This window comes from Kitasatospora sp. NPDC002522, assembly GCF_053595195.1.
Genome location: NZ_JBSFXE010000015.1, coordinates 26,882 through 44,186 on the forward strand (window position 1 = coordinate 26,882; position 17,305 = coordinate 44,186).

Consider the following 17,305-nt stretch of genomic DNA (forward strand, 5'->3'; position numbering starts at 1 on the left):
CAGCCAACTTTCGTCGCCAGAGGTAAGTACGCCCGATTCCGGTGACGGGAAGGTGAACGGACGACTCAGTACAGGGGGCGGCTGCGGGAACGGTCGCGCCCCGGTCCGATCGTCCGATTCGCAGCGGCTACAGTCAGTGGTGTACGCGCGATCGCGCTGCGCACTCGTTCTGCACACGCTTCACCCGCTGCTCCAACTCCGCTCCAGCAAAGGGAAATCGACGCACGTGGCACTCGACCAGGACCGCGCCGCCGGCTCGCTCTACCGCAAGGTGGCGGCCGACCTGCGCGAAGCGATCACCTCCGGCTCGTTCGGGGACTCCGGTCGACTCCCGGCGGAGGGCGCCCTCGCCGAGCAGTACGGCGTCTCCCGCGGCACCGTCCGGCAGGCGCTCGCCATGCTGCGCGCCGACGGGTTGGTCACCTCCCGTCGCGGCACCCGCCGGGTGGTCCTCGGCAGCGCCCGGGTGCAGAGCTTCTCCGAACTGCTCTCCTTCACCCACTGGGCCCGCTCCATGGGCGAGGAGCCCGGCGGCCGCCTGGAGTCGCTGATCCGCCGGCCCGCCGACGCCGCCGAGCGCGAGCAACTGCGCCTGGAGCCGGGCACCGAGGTGTACGTGACGCTCCGTCTGCGCACCCTCTCCGGCACGCCGGTGATGGTCGAGCGCACCGTCTACCCGCCCCGGGTCGGCGAGGTCGTCGCCCAGCTCCCGCCGGACGTGGTCTCGCACACCGAGCCGCTGCGCGAACACGGCATCCTCTTCACCGACGCCGACCACACCATCGACGTGGTCGCCGCCAACGCCGACGACGCCCGCCTGCTCGGCTGCCGCCGCGGCAGCCCGCTGCTGCGCGAGAAGCGCCGCACCACCGACCCCACCGGCACCCCGGTCGAGTGGTCCCAGGACCGCTACCTGCCCGGCACCGTGGCCTTCTCCATCCACAACTCGCTGGCCTCCTCCGCGCTTTCGCGGCACGCCCGGGACAACGACTGAAATCCGGATGCCGGTCCGGCCGCCGGCGGTGACGATCGCGGGATGACCGACATCGGACGCACCGACATCGCAGGTACCGACATCGCACGCATCGACCCGGCCGACCTGCACCCGACGGCGGGGTACGCGCACATCACGGTGGTGCAGGCCGGGCGGACGGCCCACCTGGCCGGCCAGTGCCCGCTGGACCGCTCCGGGACGCTGGTCGGGAGCGGAGACCTGGACGCCCAGATCGACCAGGTGGTGGCCAACGCGATGACCGCGCTGGCCGCGGTCGCGGCCGGTCCGGAGCGGGTGGTCCGCTCGGTGATCTACGTGGTCGACGACCGCAGCGCCGTCCTCGCCGCCGCCTGGGACCGGCTCAACGCCTCCCCCCTCGCCCCCGCCTTCCGCACCGCCAGCACCCTGCTCGGCGTCGCAGCCCTCGGCTACACCGGACAACTGGTCGAGATCGACCTGACGGTGGCGCTGCCCTAACCGTGCGTCAGCACGGCCTCGGTCCAGCGGCGCAGCACGGTGAGCAGGGTGGACAGGCGGCGGACACCGTCGGGGAGGGCGGGGAGCAGCAGGACGGCGGGCAGGCACGCCGCGGTGACCATGACGACGGGCAGCACGGCCAGTGCCACGACGACCGGGCGCTGACAGGCCGTCAGTCCGCGGAGGACTTCGGTGGACATCACTGTGCCTTTCGCCACCGATGCCGTGGAGGTGGCGCAGGGCCCGGTCGGCCTGCGGATGATGTGGACCGACCGCCTGCTCGTCGAGGTCGCCGACGACCACGGCGAACTCCCCGCCCTGGAGACGGTCGACCCGTTCGAGGAGGAGGGGGCCGGCCGGGGCCTGCTGCTGGTCAGCAGGCTCGCCGACCGGTGGGGGGCCGAGCGTCGGACGGGTGGTCGCACGGTCTGGTTCGAACTGCGGATCCGGTCCGACTAGCTCATCAACTCCAGCAGCAGCGAACGGAATTCGGCGAAGGCGGGGGTGACGGCGGCGGGGTCCTTGGCGGCGTCGTCCAGCCGGCGGACGGCGACCGCCTCGGCGCTGTGGGGGCGGGCGGCGAAGGCGGCGGCCTCCTGCTCGGACATCGGGCCGCCCTGGAGGGCGAGGGTGTGCACGGAGGCGGGGGAGAGCTTGGCGAAGTAGTCGGGTTCGGCGGTGCAGAGGTAGCGCTTGGCCTCGACGTGCAGGCGGACGGGCTCGGTGACGGCGGTGGGGAAGTAGCGGGAGAGCCAGGTGGCGGCGGTCTCGCCGTGGCGGTTGTCGGTGCCGGCCATCAACTCCAGCCCGCTGCCGTGGAAGTGGCCGATGTCGTGGAGCAGGGCCGCGGCGACCAGCGCGGGCGGGGCGCCGGCGGCACGGGCCAGCGCGCCGGCCTGGAGCATGTGCTCGGCCATGGTGACGGCCTCGCCGAGGTACTCGCCGGCGCCCTCGCCCTCGAACAGCGCCTCCAGCTCGTCGAGGGCCGCGGTGTTGCGGCGCAGCACCGCGAGGGTGGAGGCGAGCGAGTCGAGGTCGGCGTAGCAGCCCTGGAGGTGGCGGCGGCCCTCCTGCTCGAAGGCGGTGCGGGCGTGCAGCAGGCGGGTGTTGTCGAAGATCAGGCAGTCGCCGGGGCCGAGGCGGAACTCCAGCTGGAGTTCGGGCCGCAGGGTGATCGCGGCGAAGCCGCGGTACGCGGCGTAGAAGGCGTCGAGTTCCTCGCCGGAGAGCCCGCGCAGGGTGTCGATGGACCGGTTGTTGAAGCGGACCTCGCGGATCGCACCGCGCGGGTCGAGGCCGATCATCGGCATCTCGGCGGACAGGTCGGCGTCGCGGTCGCGGTAACGGAACGGGACGGGCGTACGGGCGAGCAGCGCGAACGCCGCCGGGTCCTCCGCGCGCAGCAGGGCGGCGGCGCGGAAGCCGTCGACCAGTCCGGAGTCGCCGCCGACGGCGTCGTTGTCGAGGCAGTGCAGCAGCTGCAGGGTGGGCACCGGGTCGCGGTACGGGTTGTCGGTGTGCGGGGCGATCGCGACGCTGGTGAACGCCAGGTTGGCCGGGTCGGGCTCGACCCGGACGTCGAACAGCTCGCCGTAGTTGGTCTCCCGCACGAAGCCGAACGTCCGCGCCACGGCCAGCACCTGGCCCTCCTCGACCGGCACGCCGCGCAGGACCGCGAAGCCGGAGCGGCGCACCGCGGCCAGCACCGCGATCTTCTCCTCGGGCTCGGCCAGGTACACCGGCCAGTCCGCCTCGGGCAGGCCGCGGGAGAAGTCCGCGGCCTGCCACAGCCGCTTGGCGTGCTCGGTGCGCCCGTCGCCGTCCGGGTCCGCCTCGGCCCACCCGGTCGGGTAGAACGAGCGGTGGCCGTCGGACCAGACGACCCGCAGCCCCTGCTCCTCCTGCACCGCCTCGGTGGCCTGCAGGCCGTCCGGCAGGTCGCCGATCTGGAAGCGCTTCTGCCCGCTGCGCGGGTCGCGGCAGTCGGTGCACGGGCAGTTGTCGCGCAGCCAGTAGGGAGTGGGCACGGTCATGGCGGAGCCTCCAGAGTTGTATAGACAACTTCGCGGGAGGCTCAGCCAAATCGTCGTCCGCGTACGGCGGTTGCCCGCCAGGTGAACGGCGTGGAACCGGCCGTCGAACCCTGGATGCGGTCCGGTCAGCCCGCCTGCTCCCAGGCGGCGGTGGCCGCCGCCACCGCGGGGGCCGCGGGGGCGCCGAGGGCCTCGGCGAGGAGTTCGAGGGCGGTCAGCACGGTCTCGGCGGTGGCGGCCGGGCCGTAGTGGTTGAGCCGGAGCATCGTGGCGGCCAGCGGGCCGCCGCCGGCCTGGACGGGCAGCTGCGGGGCGTGGCGGCGGAGTTCGGCGGCCAGCTCGGCGGCGTTCAGGCCGCCGCTGGTGCGCAGGGTGGTGGCGACCGGGGCGGCGTGCTCGGCGCGGTGCACGTACGGGGCGAGGCCGGGCAGTGCGGCGGCGCCCGCGCGGGTGGCGGCGGCCGCGGCACGGTGCCGGGCGATCACCGCGTCGAGCGTCTCGGCGGCGATCGCGGTCAGGCAGGCGTCCAGCGCCAGCATCTCCAACTGGGCGGGGGCGTGAGGGAGTTGGGTTCGCCCGGCGTCGGTCCAGCGCTCCTTCCAGTCCAGCAGCGAGAGATAGGAGCGGCGCGGCGCGGCCGGGTTGGCGGCGATCCGCCGCCAGGCCCGCTCGCTCACCGACACCGCGGAGACCCCGGCCGGGCCGCCCATCGCCTTCTGCCCGCCGATCACGCACAGGTCGATGCCCCAGGCGTCGGTGAGCAGCGGCTCGGCGGCCACCGAGGCCACCGCGTCCACCATCAGCAGCGCGCCGTGCTCGCGCACCACCGCGGCGATCTCGGCGACCGGGTTGGTGTTGCCGGTGGCGGCCTCCGCGTGCACCAGCGAGACGAAGTCGATCTCCGGGTGCGCGGCGAGCGCCTCGGCGACCTGCTCGGCGCCGACCGCCTCGTCGTACGGCACCGCCAGGTCGACCACCTTCGCCCCGGCGTCCCGCAGCCAGCCGCCGAAGGTCTGTCCGTACGGGCCGGTGACGACGTTCAGCGCGGTCGAACCCGGGTGCGCGGCGCCCTTGATCGCGGCCTCCAGCGGCAGCAGCGCCTCGCCCTGGGTGACGATCACGTCCGCCCCGGTGTGCAGCAGCGCCGCCACCCTGTCCTCGATCGCGGCGAACTCGGCGGCGGTGAGCGGTGGGAGGTCGAGCAGCATGCGCAGGCCTTTCGGGACGGGAGGGTCGCCTCGACGGGAGGCGGGTCGCCGTCGAACAGTCTGCCCCAGCTCACCCGCCGCACCGGCTGCGGCGCTGGGTAAAGTGCGGGGCATGACAGACGGTGGGGTGCTGCACATCAAGGGCCGGGTGCTGGTCGGGCCCGAGGACGTCCGCGACGAACTCTGGGTGGTGGACGGGCGGGTGACCTTCCGCCGCCCCGCCGCCGAGCCGTCCGGCACGCTCACCGGCTGGGCGCTGCCCGGCCTGGTGGACGCCCACTGCCACGTCGGCCTGGACGCGCACGGCGCCGTCGACCGCGCCACCAGCGAGAAGCAGGCGCTCACCGACCGGGACGCCGGCACCCTGCTGATCCGGGACGCCGGCTCCGCCGCCGACACCCGCTGGATCGACGACCGCGACGACCTGCCGAAGATCATCCGGGCCGGCCGGCACATCGCCCGCACCCGCCGCTACATCCGCAACTACGCCCACGAGATCGAGCCCGGCGACCTCGCCGCGTACGTCACCGCGGAGGCCCGGCGCGGCGACGGCTGGGTGAAGCTGGTCGGCGACTGGATCGACCGCGGCGTCGGCGACCTCACCGCCTGCTGGCCCGCGGACTCGCTGCGCGAGGCGATCGCCGCCGCGCACGCCGAGGGCGCCCGGGTCACCGCGCACTGCTTCGCCACCGAGTCGCTGCCCGACCTGCTCGCCGCCGGCATCGACTGCGTCGAGCACGCCACCGGCCTCACCGAGGAGCTCATCCCCGAGTTCGTCGCCCGCGGCGTGGCGATCGTCCCCACCCTGGTCAACATCGCCACCTTCCCCGGCCTGGCGGACGGCGGCGAGGACAAGTTCCCGCACTGGGCCGCGCACATGCGCCGCCTGCACGCGCGCCGCTACGACACCGTCGCCGCCGCGCACGACGCCGGCATCCCGATCTACGTCGGCACCGACGCGGGCGGCTCGCTGGCCCACGGCCTGGTCGCCGAGGAGGTGCTGGAGCTCACCCGGGCCGGCCTCACGCCCGCCGAGGCGCTCTCCGCCGCCACCTGGTCCGCCCGTGCGTGGCTCGGCCGCCCCGGCCTGACCGAGGGCGCCCCCGCCGACCTGGTCCTCTACGACGCCGACCCGCGCGCCGACGTCCGGGTGCTGGCCGCGCCGACGCACGTGGTGCTGAACGGCCGGGTGCTCTGAACTCGGCGTGTCGGTGCGGCCGATAGGCTTCGGGCATGGCTGCGCGACCGTTGCACGAGATCGTTGAACCCGGCTGGGCCCAGGCGTTGGCCCCGGTGGCGGGGCGGGTCGCCTCGATGGGCGAGTTCCTGCGGGGCGAACTGGCGGCGGGGCGCACGTACCTGCCGCCGGGGCCGCAGGTGCTGCGGGCGTTCCAGCAGCCGTTCGCCGACGTCCGAGTGCTGATCGTCGGGCAGGACCCGTACCCGACGCCGGGGCACGCGGTGGGCCTGAGCTTCTCGGTGGCCCCGCAGGTGCGGCCGATCCCTGGCAGCCTGGTGAACATCTACCAGGAGTACGGCCGCGACCTGGGCTTCCCGCCGCCGTCCAACGGCGATCTCACTCCGTGGACGGCACAGGGCGTGCTGCTGCTGAACCGGGCGCTGACCACCGCTCCCGGCTCGCCCGCCGCGCACCGCGGCAAGGGCTGGGAGGAGGTCACCGAGCAGGCGATCCGCGCCCTGGTGGCGCGCGGCGGCCCGCTGGTGGCGATCCTGTGGGGCCGCGACGCCCGCAACCTGCGGCCGCTGCTCGGCCAGGTCCCGGCGGTGGAGTCGGCGCACCCCAGCCCGATGTCCGCGGACCGCGGCTTCTTCGGCTCCCGCCCGTTCAGCCGCGCCAACGACCTGCTGGTGCGGCAGGGCGCGCAGCCCGTGGACTGGCGACTGCCTTAACTGCACGGGCAACTGCCACGGCCTGCTCGTGATCCCGCTCACGCGAGGACAGGAGCGGCCTGGTGTGGGTCGTCGCACCGGCCCTGCTCCGGTCGGCTTTTGGACGGGAGGCGCGGCCCGGCGAGGTGCCGGGCCGCCCTGCGCGGTTCGGCGGACTCGTGTCAGCCGAACGTCCACTGCTGGTTGCTCTGGTTCGAGCCGCAGGCCCAGAGCTGCACCTTGGTGCCGTTCGCGGTGCCGTACCCGTTGACGTCCAGGCACAGCCCGGTCAGCACATTGGTGATCGTGCCGTTGGAGTTGACGGTCCACTGCTGGTTGGTGCCGCCGTTGCACTGCCAGATCACGGCGGCGGTGCCGTTGGCCGTGCCCTTGCCGTAGTCGTCCAGGCACATCGGGGTGGACGTGTTGGCGTAGAGGCGGAACTCCTTGGCGGAGGTGCGCGTCAAGGTCTGCGCCGTGCCGCCGTTGCAGTCCCAGATTTGGGCCTGCGTCCCGGCGGTGGTGCTGCCGTTGTTGATGTCCAGGCACTTGCCCGCGCCCACGGCGTGTAGCGCGCCGGACGACCCGCCGGTACCGCCGCCGCTCGGATGCATCTGCACCACGACCACCGAGTACGCGGGGACCGTCTGGGTGGTGCCGCTGCCAGTGGTGGACGAGGTGATCGAGGTGCTGTTCTTCAGGTAGCTGTACACGGTCGGGGCGGCCGAGGACGGCGTGAACCCGGTGTAGGAGAGAGACACCGTGGTGCTGTTGTTCGGGTCCTTGTTGATCAGCATGACGTTCACGTCGCCGTTGCCGCGGCGCACCGCGTGCGCGGAGATCAGCGAGGTGGAACTGGTGGCCTGGACCAGCGAGTCGCCGGACTGGGCCAGCTTGCTGATCATCGAGATGCCGTAGTAGGGCGCGAACGGGGTGTCCAGCGGCGGCTCGCAGGATGAGCCGCTGGCCACCACACCCCCTTCGTCGTAGTCGGTGGCACCGTCCACCGTGGTCACGTGGGAGCAGTCGCTGCCGTTGTGCATGGCCCAGACGTCGACGGTGAAGGCACCGTGCTCCGCCCAGGTCAGTATCTGGTCCGGGGCGAACAGCCCGTTCGGGGCGGTGTCCTTGTACTTGTCGGCGTTCGTCTCGGTGATGGCGATGCTCACGTTCGACGCGTTGCTGCCGGCGTACTGGTTGATCAGCGACCGCACCGTGCTGGCCATGGTCGGCGCGTTGGTCTGCGGCTTGGCGAGCAGGTCGGCTTCGCTGGTGCTGGTCGGGTAGTCGTGCACGATCACGAAATCGATCTTCGGACCGGCGATGGACAGGACCGTGTGGTTCCAGTCCTGGGTGTCACCGGGGCCGACGATGCCGTCCGGCCAGCTCCCGGGGGTGGTGAGCACCGCCCCGATCTTGATGCCGGGGTCGACCGCCTTCATCGCCGAGACGAACTGCAGGAGGTTGGTGGCGTAGGTGGTGGCGCTGTGGCTGGAGTGCTTGTCCGTCTCCCACTGCGCGCCGTACTCGCCGTTGCCGGGGATCTCGTTGCCGATCTCCCAGTACTTGACGCCGTAGCCCTTGGTGACGTTGGCGTACCGCACCCAGTCCGCCGCCTCCTGCGGCGTGCCCGACCCGTAGTCCGCAGTGATGATCGGCTGCGTGTTCGCGGCCCGTAGGGTGCCCATGAACGTGTCGAAGTCGGTGTTCGGGGCGACGAAGTGGCCGTCGGCGGTGTTGGTCTGCCAGTGGTAGACGTCGGCGTAGCTGCCGCCCGGGTAGCGCATCATCCCGATACCGGCGTTGTTGAGGAGGCCGGGGATGTCCGAGCGGTTCATGTTGGCGTCGTAGACCTGGGTGTTCAGGCCGGGGGTGGTGGACGAGTAGTTCGCCAACCAGTGGGTGCTGTCGACCGTCACCGTCGCGGAGGTGGCGGCGGCGGCCGGGGCGGCGGTGGTGAACGCGCCGACCGACAGAGTGGCGGCGGTGAGCGTCGTGGCGGCGGCCAGGGCGAGCAGGCGATCGCGCCCGGCGCGGAGTAACTGTTTCACGAAACCCTCCATCGGGGTCGTGTTCGGGTGGGGATGGGGTGCTCCCGTCTGCGGAACGGGGGTTTCCAACCGTGCGCTCAGGCACGGCAGGCGGGGTGGGGGTGGAGCCCTCATCACACGGTGGGGCGGCCCCGGGAGGTGGGGCGGAGTGGTTCAGGGGTGGGCGCGGGTCGGCTCAGGCCGAGCAGGCCGCGCCGTCGCGGCGGCTCCCGCGTCCGACGCGGCCGCACTGCCGAGTACCGAGCGTTCTGCAATTCAGCTGACTGCTCATACGGAGGCGGCCCTTCCCCTGTGAGGCGTCAAACCGTTAGGACGATTGGCGGTGAACGTATCGACCGCTCTCTCGCCAGGCAAGGGGAGAAACCAAAGCAAAAAACGCTTTCTGTTTCTGTTGACAGCCCGGACCGCCGCGTGGCAGCGGCGAAACGCTTCGCCTTCTGCTCCGGTCCCACGTGCGAGGGTCGACTGGCTGCCGCCCTATTCCGCGCCGCCGGGCAGGAAAGTTTCGGCGCCTGCGGGCGGAGAGGACTGGTACGCTGCGGGCCCGCGCCTGGTCCGGCCGTGCGGCCACCGCGAAGGTGTCGCACCCGCCGGGGCCGGGCTGTCGGGTCGCTCGGCCGGCCACGGGGGCGGCGAGGACGCGAAGGATCGGAAGGCGGCTTTGGCTGACGTCGCAGCGGAAGGACCGGCGGATGGTGGCGAACGCCCCGGGGGTGACTCCTCCAGGCCGGTGACGATCGCGTACATCGCCGAGTCGGCGGGTGTATCGGTTCCGACCGTCTCGAAGGTGCTCAACGGCAAGTCGGGAGTGTCACCGGGCACCCGTGCCCGCGTCGAGGAGCTGATCGGCCGGTACGGCTACCGCAAGCTTTCGGGGGCCAACCGCAACAACGTGGTGGAGCTGGTGTTCCGCGAGCTGGAGAGCATGTGGGCGGTGGAGATCATCCGGGGCGTGGAGCGGGTGGCCAGTAAGCACCGGGTGGGGCTGATGCTCTCGCGCCTCGGCCTGCACGACTCACCCGTTCCAGCCTGGGACGACACCGTGGCCCGCCGCCCGAACTGCGTGCTGTCGGTGGCGCAGCTCTCCGAGGCCGAGCGCGAGCAGCTCCAGGCGAAGGGCATTCCGTTCGTCGTCTTCGATCCGACCCGTGAACTGCCCGACGGCGTCCCCTTTGTGGGCGCCACCAACTGGTCCGGCGGCCGGGCCGCGACCCGCCACCTGACCGAGCTGGGCCATCGCCGCATCGCGATGATCAGCGGACCGCAGGACGTGCTGTGCTGCGTTGCCCGGTTGGACGGCTACCGCTCGGCGCTGCAGGCTGCCGGCCTGCCGGCCGATCCGGACCTCGTGGTCCACGCCAATCTGACCCGGGAGGACGGCTACGCCGCGGCGTGCGACCTGCTTTCCCGGTCCGACCGCCCCACCGCGATCTTCACCGCGAACGATCTCCTGGCACTCGGGGTCTACCGGGCCGCGCGCGAAGCCGGCCTGCGCATCCCCGAGGACCTGAGTGTGGTCGGTTTCGACGACCTGCCGGTGGTCTCCTGGGTGGACCCGCCATTGACCACCGTCCACCAGCCGCTGATCGAGATGGCCGTCGCGGCGACCGAACTGGCACTGACCCTCGGCCGCGGCGAGCCGGCACCCCAGACCGGGCTGGAGATCGCGACGACCCTCACCGTACGGGAGAGCACGGCGCCACCGAAGGACTAGCGGCTCCGCCGGACCCGGGGCCAGGAGATCCAGAGTCTCCATCAGAACCGGAACGGTTCGATCCGCGGCGAGCCAAGGGGAGTCGGGCGGTGAACACGGTGCCCTGGGCGGGGCGACGACGGTCAGCGTGCCGCTGTGGGCCTCGGTGAGCTTTCGGACCCGCAGCACGGCTGAGGACCGCTCGGACACAGGATGAAGCGAGGGCCTGACCTACCGGCGGTGGAGCAGGCCCCCGTGGTCTGTTCGGCCTGAGCCGACACCGGGCCGAGAAGTCGCAGGTGTTGGCGGGGGGATGGGCGGTCGCGGCGAGGCGTCGCCGTCGGACTGGTTCGCCGGCCGGGTGGTCCACCCTCCGACGGCTCCGCCGCCGCGATGGCTCGCCGCTCCAACACGGCTTCCGCATCCGCCAGTTCGGCAAGAACGCGCTCTGCCTCGCGTAGCGACTCCACCTGCTTCGTCGAGGCGGCCCTCCGGCCTGCAGCAACCTCGCCCGCAAGATCAAGCGCCATCAAGAGGCCGTCCTCCGCACGACCGTCGAGAAGCTGTCCAACGGCCTGACGGGTCGACGAGCACCAGCCCCGTCCGATCATCCGCAACAACAGGGCCTCCCGGGCAGCTTGTCGGCGTGGACACCCCTCCAGGCGCCAACAGACCCGGCGGCACCGGCGAGAGCACCCGCGCGGTGTGCCCTTCGCTTCTCCCGGCGACCGGTCCCGGTGGTTGCTGCCCCGACACGGCCGGGAAACACCCGTGCAATGCCGACCGCCTAGCTTCCTCGCACGATCGACGTCTACGCGTGGAGACGCGCCTGCTGAGCAGGCCGGACCCGCGAGTGAGCAAGGAGGGTTGCCGTGCAGCGGAACAGTGCTGAGCGAGCTCTGGACAGAAACCTCCCGGGCGAGTCCGGTCCGGGCCGGCGGGCGTTCCTGGCCCGGGCCGTGGGACTGGGCGGCCTGCTGGTGGCCGGCGGCCCGCTGCTCGCCGCCTGCGGCAGCAGCGGGTCGTCGTCGAGCGCCGCCGCCTCCGGCGGGCCGGCCTCGGGCAAAGCCTCGCTCGGTACTGCCGCGTTGCGCCTCGGCTGGGTCAAGAACGTGGAGTTCGCTGGCAGTTACCTCGCCGACAGCAAGGGCTACTACGCGGCTGAAGGGTTCAGCAAGGTCACGCTGATCCCCGGCGGGCCCAGCGCGCCGTCCGCCGAGGCCGACGTCAGCGGCGGCAAGGCGCTGCTCGGCCTGAGCTCGCCGGACATCACCGGCGCGGCGATCCTCAAGGGCGCCAAGCTCAAGATCGTCGCGGCGCAGTACCAGGCGAACCCGTACGCCATCCTCTCGATGGCCTCGAACCCGATCGCGTCGCCGCAGGACATGTACGGCAAGAAGATCGGTGTCCAGGCCATCAACGAGTCGATCTGGAACGCCTTCCTCAAGGCCGCGAAGCTGGACGCCTCGAAGATCACCAAGGTGCCGGTGCAGTTCGACCCCACGCCGCTGACCCAGGGGCAGGTCGACGGCTGGTTCTCCTACATCACCAACGAGCCCAACGCCCTTCGGGCCAAGGGCCTCAGCGTGGTGACCTTCGCGCTGGCCGACCACGACTACCCGATGGTCAGCTCGGTCTACGTCGCCACCGACGAGGCGATCAAGACCAAGCGCGAGGCCATCAAGGCACTGCTGCGGGCCGAGATCCGCGGTTGGAAGGACAACCTCGGCGACCCGGCCGCCGGAGCGAAGCTGGCGGCCGAAACGTACGGCAAGGACCTGGGCCTCGACGAGGCCGAGCAGGTACTGGAGTCCAAGTCGGAGAACGACCTCATCGTCACCGCCGACACCAGGAAGAACGGCATCTTCACGGTCACCGACGACCTGGTGGCGAAGAGCATCGCCACGCTCAAGATCGCGGGGGTGGACATCACGTCGGCCCAACTGTTCGACCTCTCACTGATCAACGAGATCTACCAGGCCGACCCTTCGCTCGTCTGAGCAGTCTGAGCCGTCTGAGCCGTCTGAGCCGTCTGAGCCGGCCATGCCGTCGGCCCACGTCGTCTGGGTCGTCCGAGTCGACCGGGCCGGCCGAGCTGCCCGAGCCACCCACCGCAGGAGTTCCCATGAACCACATCCCGGCACCCGCCGAAGCCGGGCGCGGCCCGGGCGCGCCGCCGGCCGACGCCCCGTCCGGACTCTCCGTGCGCGACCTGCGCAAGGAGTTCCGGATGGGCCGAGGGCGGACCACCGCGTTGGACGGTGTGGACCTGGACAGCGAGCAGGGACAGTTCCTCTCCCTGCTCGGCCCTTCCGGCTGCGGCAAGTCCACCGTGCTGCGCATTCTCGCCGGACTGGAGGACCCCTCCTCGGGCACCGCCACGGTGCACGGCGAGTCGCCCCGCACGATCCAGCAGCGCCACCAGCTCGGCATCGCCTTCCAGGACAGCGCCCTGCTGCCCTGGCGCAGCGTGGAGGCCAACGTCCGCCTGCCGTTGGAGATCGCCGGCCTGCGTCCGCAGCCCGAGCAGATCGCCGAGCTCGTCGCGCTGGTCGGCCTGACCGGCTTCGAGAAGGCCCGCCCGGCTCAGCTCTCCGGTGGGATGCGCCAACGCGTGGCGATCGCCAGGGCGTTGGTGGTCGAACCCGAGGTCCTGCTGCTGGACGAGCCGTTCGGAGCGCTCGACGACATGACCCGGCAGCGGCTCAACCTGGAACTCCAGCGGATCTGGCAGGCCCGGGCCACGACCACGCTGCTGGTCACCCACTCCATTACCGAGGCCGTGCTGCTCAGCGACGCGGTCGCGGTGATGACCCCGCGCCCGGGCAGGATCGCGGCCCGCGTGCCGATCGACCTGCCGCGCCCGCGCACCCCGGAGATGATGCGCACGCCCGAGTTCCACGCCTACCAGGACCAGCTGTCCGAACTGCTCTTCGGCGGTGCGCTCCCGGGCGACGCCACGTGAGCGCCGCGCTGGTGCGGCGCTGGGCGCCGACCGCGGGCGGGGTCGCGGCGTTGCTGGGCCTGTGGACGCTGCTCGCCCTCACCGTGCTCTCCGCCGGGGTCCCGACGCCGTGGGCGGTGGCCGCCCAACTCGGCTCCGACGGGTGGGCGTTCTACCAACCGCAGCTGCGTCAGACCGGCTCGGAGGCACTCGTCGGCTACCTGGCGGGCAACGTCCTCGCGCTCGGCTGCGCACTGCTGGTGCTGCTGGTCCCCGCGCTCGAACGGGTCGTCATGCAGCTCGCCGTGGCCTCCTACTGCATGCCGGTGATCGCCATCGGCCCGTTGCTGGCACTCACCCTCGACGGCGACCAGCCGATGGTGGTGATGGCCGGTCTCTCGGTCTTCTTCACGACCCTGATCGGCGCGCTGCTGGGCCTGCGCTCGGCCGACCCGACCAGCCTCGATCTGGTCCGCGCCTACGGCGGAGGGCGATGGCAGCAACTACGCCGGGTCCGCCTGGCCGCCGCCCTGCCCAGCACGCTGGCCGCGCTGCGGATCTCCGCGCCGGCCGCGCTGCTCGGGGCGATCATCGGCGAGTACCTGGGGCGGGTGGACAACGGCCTGGGTGTCGCCATGACGATCAGCCAGCAGCAGCTCGACATCGCGCGGACCTGGGGGATCGCGCTGGTCTCGGGAGCCGTCGCGGGACTCGGCTACCTGCTCACCGCCCTGCTCGGGCGGCTGGCCGCCCCGTGGGCCCGCGACACCACGGCAGGAGACAGCCTGTGACCGCCACCGCCGTACTCCGCCGGCTGCTCGCGGTCGTCGCCTCCGCGGCCCTGGTCCTCGCGGCCTGGTGGGCGCTGGTCACGGGCCTCAGCCTCGATCCGCTGATCGCCAAGACGCCGCTCGACGTCTGGCACTACCTCGGCACCGAACCCGACGCGGCCGCGCACCGCTCGCTGCTCGCGGACGGCCTGGCCACCACCCTGCTCGACGCAGTGGTCGGCTTCGTGGCGGGGCTGCTCGCCGCGCTGGTGGCCGCGGTGCTCTTCGTCCTGGTCAGGGCGGTTGAACGGACCTTCCTGCCGCTGGCGTTGACCGTGCGATCGGTGCCACTGGTGGCGATGACCCCGCTGATCACCCTGGTCTTCGGCCGGGGCCTGGCCGCAGCCGCCGTGGTCAGCGGGGTGGTGGTCTTCTTCCCCGCCCTGGTGACCCTCACCTTCGGCCTGCGCAGCGCCTCCCGGCAGCTGGTCGACCTCTGCCGCGCGTATGGCGCGGGGCCGTGGACGGTCACCCGCCGGGTCCTGCTGCCCAGCGCCCTGCCCGCGCTGTTCGCCGGCGCCCGGGTGGCGGTGCCCGGCGCGATGGTCGGCGCCATGCTGGTGGAGTGGCTGGCCACCGGCAAGGGGCTGGGGTACGCGATGCTCCAGGACGGGTCCACCTTCGAGTACGAGCATCTGTGGGCGGCGGTCGTGCTTCTGACCGTCACGTCGGTGGCGCTGTACTACGCGCTGGCGGCCGCGGAGGCGTCGGTGCTGCGCCGGTTCGGCGCGCGGGCCTGACGGAAGGCCTCTGCCGTCAACCTCACTCGAAGGAGTGAACTGACGCTCTGTATCACTAAAGTGACGGAGCGTTCGAACGAGACTGGCGGGAGTCGAGAGCGCGAGTCCCCTCCCCGTGCGGTGTGCGCCGGGTGAGGTCGCGGGCGCGCTCTGTCAGTCACCATGTGTGGGGGTTTCCGTCATGCCTGCTGTTCCCGTGCGTTCCTCGCGTTCCCTGCGGTCCGCCGCGGCCGTCGCGCTCGCCGCCTCCGCCCTGGCGGTGGCGCTGCCGCTGCCGACGGCGCGGGCGGCCGACGGCGGGACACCCGCGCGGCCGGGCAAAGCCAAGGCGGTGACCGCCGAACTCGACCTGGACGTCACGCTGTTGAACGCGGTGGACGTCCCCGTGAACGTGGCCCTGAACAAGGTGGAGTCCCCGGCCCAGCGGGACGCGGCGATGCTCACCGCCACCGTGGACGGCGTCGACCAGGGCCGGCCGGTCAACCTGGTGAAGGCGCAGGTCGGCAAGTCGGTGACCCGGGCCGACGAGCGGCAGGCCACCGCCTCGGTGCAACTGGTCGGCGCGGACCTGCACGTCCCCGGGCTGCCGCTGACCACGCTGCTCGGGCTGGAGGCGATGAGCGCCGAGGCCACCTGTCCGGTGGACGGGCAGCCGACCGCCGAGGTGACCGCCCCGGCCCGCCTGACGGTGCTCGGCAGGTCGGTCGCGGTCGGCCTCAACTCGCCCACCCACGTGGAGGTTCCGGCGATCGGCACGGTGGACGTCGAGTTCTCGAAGAAGACCGTCACCACCACCACCGCGGCCGCCTCCGCGCTGGAGGTGAAGGTCTCGATCAACCCGCTCAACCTCAACGTGGCCAAGGTGAACGGCACCCTGACCGTCGCCTCGGTCTCCTGCGAGAAGCCGGTCGCCGCCGTCGGGCCCGCCGCGGCGGTCTCCTCCGCCCCGCCGTCCTCCGCCCCGGCCACCGCGCAGGGCCGCGCGCTGCCGAAGGCCGCCACCGAGGAGTCGCTCGCGTACACCGGCTCCAGCGGGACCACCGCACTGGCGGCCGGCGGTGTCACCCTGCTCGTGGCGGGCGGCGCGGCGGTGTGGATGACCCGCCGCCGGCGCGCCGCGCACGCCCGGCACCGCTGATCCCACCCCCTTTCGCCCCAGTCGTCTCAGTGGCCCGCTCACATCGCGAGACGTGCACTCTCCGACCGTGAGCGTGCCACTGCGGACCGTTGGTTCACATGCGCGTTACATAGGAGGAACAACCGGGAAACGGCGACTTGCGACGCTACGCGGGCACCCACCACCCAAGCAGTGAGGTTCACCCCCATGGCAATCAAGGCCGAGTACATCTGGATCGACGGCACCAAGCCGACCGCGAAGCTCCGTTCCAAGACCCGGGTGCTGGCGAACGCGGACAAGATCCCGACCTGGGGCTTCGACGGCTCGTCGACCAACCAGGCCGAGGGCCACGCCTCGGACCGCGTGCTCGAGCCGGTGAAGGTCGTCAAGGACCCGATCCGCGGTGGGGACAACATCCTGGTGCTGTGCGAGGTCTTCGAGATCGACGGCACCCCGCACGAGACCAACACCCGCGCGCTGCTGCGCCCGGTCGCCGAGCAGTACGCCGCGCAGGAGGCGATCTTCGGCATCGAGCAGGAGTACACCTTCTTCAAGGGCTCCCGCCCGCTCGGCTTCCCGGAGGGCGGCTACCCGGCCCCGCAGGGCGGCTACTACTGCGGCGTGGGCGCCGAGGAGGTCTTCGGCCGCGAGATCGTCGAGCTGCACCTCGACCGCTGCATCGACGCCGGCCTGGCGATCTGCGGCATCAACGCCGAGGTCATGCCCGGCCAGTGGGAGTTCCAGATCGGCCCGGTCGACGCGCTGACCGTCTCCGACGACCTGTGGATCGCCCGCTACCTGCTCTACCGCACCGCCGAGGAGTTCGGCATCGACGCCACCCTGGACGCCAAGCCGGCGAGGGGCGACTGGAACGGCGCGGGCGCGCACACCAACTTCTCCACCAAGGCGATGCGCGAGGGCTACGAGGCCATCATCACCGCCTGCGAGTCGCTCGGCGCCTCCCAGGAGAAGGTCCTGGAGCACGTCAACCAGTACGGTGACGACATCCAGTCCCGCCTGACCGGCAAGCACGAGACCGCCCCGTGGAACGTCTACTCCTACGGCGTGTCCAACCGCGGCGCCTCGGTCCGCATCCCGTGGCAGGTCGAGGTGGAGCAGAAGGGCTACATCGAGGACCGTCGCCCGAACGCGAACGTCGACCCGTACGTCGTCACCCGCCTGCTGGTCAACACCTGCTGCGAGGCCCTGGAGAAGGCCGGCCAGGTCTGATCCGCGCCCCCCGGGTTGCACGCAAGCGCCCGCCGGCCCCTCTCGGGGGGGAGCCGGCGGGCGCTTCCGCGTCCGGCGGGACGGTGCCCGCGCACATG

General features: G+C 72.1%; 16 protein-coding genes. 12 read left to right on the plus strand and 4 right to left on the minus strand.

The window, feature by feature from the left end; translation table 11 throughout:
• Positions 1 to 226 precede the first annotated feature (226 nt).
• Both ACWD4U_RS15200 and ACWD4U_RS15205 read left to right on the plus strand, forming a co-directional pair.
• Positions 227 to 994, plus strand: coding sequence for a GntR family transcriptional regulator (locus ACWD4U_RS15200; RefSeq protein ID WP_363459018.1), 768 nt, complete (start codon positions 227 to 229; stop codon positions 992 to 994).
• A gap of 42 nt (positions 995 to 1,036) precedes the next feature.
• Positions 1,037 to 1,471 (plus strand): RidA family protein, encoded by a 435-nt coding sequence (locus ACWD4U_RS15205; RefSeq protein ID WP_363459019.1) that lies wholly within the window; start codon positions 1,037 to 1,039, stop codon positions 1,469 to 1,471.
• Here the strand turns inward: ACWD4U_RS15205 and ACWD4U_RS15210 are convergent.
• Complete coding sequence (locus tag ACWD4U_RS15210) at positions 1,468 to 1,671, minus strand: hypothetical protein (protein ID WP_363459021.1); 204 nt, start codon at positions 1,669 to 1,671, stop codon at positions 1,468 to 1,470. The two genes, ACWD4U_RS15205 and ACWD4U_RS15210, sit on opposite strands and share 4 nt — an antisense overlap.
• Between ACWD4U_RS15210 and ACWD4U_RS15215 the strand changes: the two genes are divergently transcribed.
• The gene (locus ACWD4U_RS15215; protein ID WP_363459023.1) at positions 1,664 to 1,930 is read left to right on the plus strand and encodes an ATP-binding protein; all 267 of its coding nucleotides are present in this window, start codon (positions 1,664 to 1,666) and stop codon (positions 1,928 to 1,930) included. The genes ACWD4U_RS15210 and ACWD4U_RS15215 overlap by 8 nt on opposite strands.
• Here ACWD4U_RS15215 and tmpA read toward each other — a convergent pair.
• Both tmpA and ACWD4U_RS15225 read right to left on the minus strand, forming a co-directional pair.
• Complete coding sequence (tmpA, locus tag ACWD4U_RS15220) at positions 1,927 to 3,504, minus strand: 2-trimethylaminoethylphosphonate dioxygenase (RefSeq protein WP_363459025.1); 1,578 nt, start codon at positions 3,502 to 3,504, stop codon at positions 1,927 to 1,929. The genes ACWD4U_RS15215 and tmpA overlap by 4 nt on opposite strands.
• Positions 3,505 to 3,629: 125 nt before the next feature.
• Positions 3,630 to 4,712 (minus strand): aminotransferase class V-fold PLP-dependent enzyme, encoded by a 1,083-nt coding sequence (locus ACWD4U_RS15225; protein WP_363459027.1) that lies wholly within the window; start codon positions 4,710 to 4,712, stop codon positions 3,630 to 3,632.
• Positions 4,713 to 4,824: 112 nt separating this feature from the next.
• Here ACWD4U_RS15225 and ACWD4U_RS15230 point away from each other — a divergent pair, with 112 nt between their 5' ends.
• On the plus strand, positions 4,825 to 5,910 hold the full coding sequence (locus ACWD4U_RS15230; protein ID WP_363459029.1) for an amidohydrolase family protein: 1,086 nt from the start codon (positions 4,825 to 4,827) through the stop codon (positions 5,908 to 5,910).
• 35 nt (positions 5,911 to 5,945) lie between these two features.
• Positions 5,946 to 6,623 (plus strand): uracil-DNA glycosylase, encoded by a 678-nt coding sequence (locus ACWD4U_RS15235; RefSeq protein WP_363459031.1) that lies wholly within the window; start codon positions 5,946 to 5,948, stop codon positions 6,621 to 6,623.
• Between the two features lie 161 nt (positions 6,624 to 6,784).
• Here the strand turns inward: ACWD4U_RS15235 and ACWD4U_RS15240 are convergent, their stop codons facing one another.
• A complete protein-coding gene (locus ACWD4U_RS15240; RefSeq protein ID WP_363459032.1) occupies positions 6,785 to 8,653 on the minus strand; it encodes an RICIN domain-containing protein in 1,869 nt (622 codons plus the stop codon).
• A gap of 661 nt (positions 8,654 to 9,314) precedes the next feature.
• On the opposite strand from ACWD4U_RS15240, the gene ACWD4U_RS15245 reads away from it, so the two are divergent.
• From ACWD4U_RS15245 to glnII, 7 genes are all read left to right on the plus strand, one after another.
• A complete protein-coding gene (locus ACWD4U_RS15245; protein ID WP_449787202.1) occupies positions 9,315 to 10,367 on the plus strand; it encodes a LacI family DNA-binding transcriptional regulator in 1,053 nt (350 codons plus the stop codon).
• Between the two features lie 851 nt (positions 10,368 to 11,218).
• Positions 11,219 to 12,346: an ABC transporter substrate-binding protein gene (locus tag ACWD4U_RS15250; RefSeq protein WP_363459034.1), complete on the plus strand. Its 1,128-nt coding sequence runs from the start codon at positions 11,219 to 11,221 to the stop codon at positions 12,344 to 12,346.
• A 125-nt stretch (positions 12,347 to 12,471) separates the two neighbouring features.
• Positions 12,472 to 13,311: an ABC transporter ATP-binding protein gene (locus tag ACWD4U_RS15255; RefSeq protein WP_363459036.1), complete on the plus strand. Its 840-nt coding sequence runs from the start codon at positions 12,472 to 12,474 to the stop codon at positions 13,309 to 13,311.
• Positions 13,308 to 14,081, plus strand: a complete 774-nt coding sequence (locus ACWD4U_RS15260; RefSeq protein WP_363459037.1) for an ABC transporter permease — start codon at positions 13,308 to 13,310, stop codon at positions 14,079 to 14,081. The genes ACWD4U_RS15255 and ACWD4U_RS15260 overlap by 4 nt, the downstream gene beginning before the upstream one ends.
• Positions 14,078 to 14,860, plus strand: a complete 783-nt coding sequence (locus tag ACWD4U_RS15265; RefSeq protein ID WP_363459038.1) for an ABC transporter permease — start codon at positions 14,078 to 14,080, stop codon at positions 14,858 to 14,860. Before ACWD4U_RS15260 ends, ACWD4U_RS15265 begins: the two co-directional genes overlap by 4 nt.
• Before the next feature lie 181 nt (positions 14,861 to 15,041).
• Positions 15,042 to 15,998: an SCO1860 family LAETG-anchored protein gene (locus ACWD4U_RS15270; RefSeq protein ID WP_363459040.1), complete on the plus strand. Its 957-nt coding sequence runs from the start codon at positions 15,042 to 15,044 to the stop codon at positions 15,996 to 15,998.
• Between the two features lie 186 nt (positions 15,999 to 16,184).
• Positions 16,185 to 17,207: a glutamine synthetase gene (gene glnII / locus ACWD4U_RS15275; RefSeq protein WP_363459042.1), complete on the plus strand. Its 1,023-nt coding sequence runs from the start codon at positions 16,185 to 16,187 to the stop codon at positions 17,205 to 17,207.
• Positions 17,208 to 17,305: the final 98 nt, after the last annotated feature.

Bases quoted from the DNA above. Each gene is read 5' to 3' on its own strand.
- ACWD4U_RS15205 (WP_363459019.1), top strand. From the start codon at position 1,037: ATGACCGACATCGGACGCACCGACATCGCAGGTACCGACATCGCACGC.
- ACWD4U_RS15210 (WP_363459021.1), bottom strand. From the start codon at position 1,671: ATGTCCACCGAAGTCCTCCGCGGACTGACGGCCTGTCAGCGCCCGGTC.
- tmpA (WP_363459025.1), bottom strand. From the start codon at position 3,504: ATGACCGTGCCCACTCCCTACTGGCTGCGCGACAACTGCCCGTGCACC.
- ACWD4U_RS15225 (WP_363459027.1), bottom strand. From the start codon at position 4,712: ATGCTGCTCGACCTCCCACCGCTCACCGCCGCCGAGTTCGCCGCGATC.
- ACWD4U_RS15230 (WP_363459029.1), top strand. From the start codon at position 4,825: ATGACAGACGGTGGGGTGCTGCACATCAAGGGCCGGGTGCTGGTCGGG.
- ACWD4U_RS15235 (WP_363459031.1), top strand. From the start codon at position 5,946: ATGGCTGCGCGACCGTTGCACGAGATCGTTGAACCCGGCTGGGCCCAG.
- ACWD4U_RS15255 (WP_363459036.1), top strand. From the start codon at position 12,472: ATGAACCACATCCCGGCACCCGCCGAAGCCGGGCGCGGCCCGGGCGCG.
- ACWD4U_RS15270 (WP_363459040.1), top strand. From the start codon at position 15,042: ATGCCTGCTGTTCCCGTGCGTTCCTCGCGTTCCCTGCGGTCCGCCGCG.
- glnII (WP_363459042.1), top strand. From the start codon at position 16,185: ATGGCAATCAAGGCCGAGTACATCTGGATCGACGGCACCAAGCCGACC.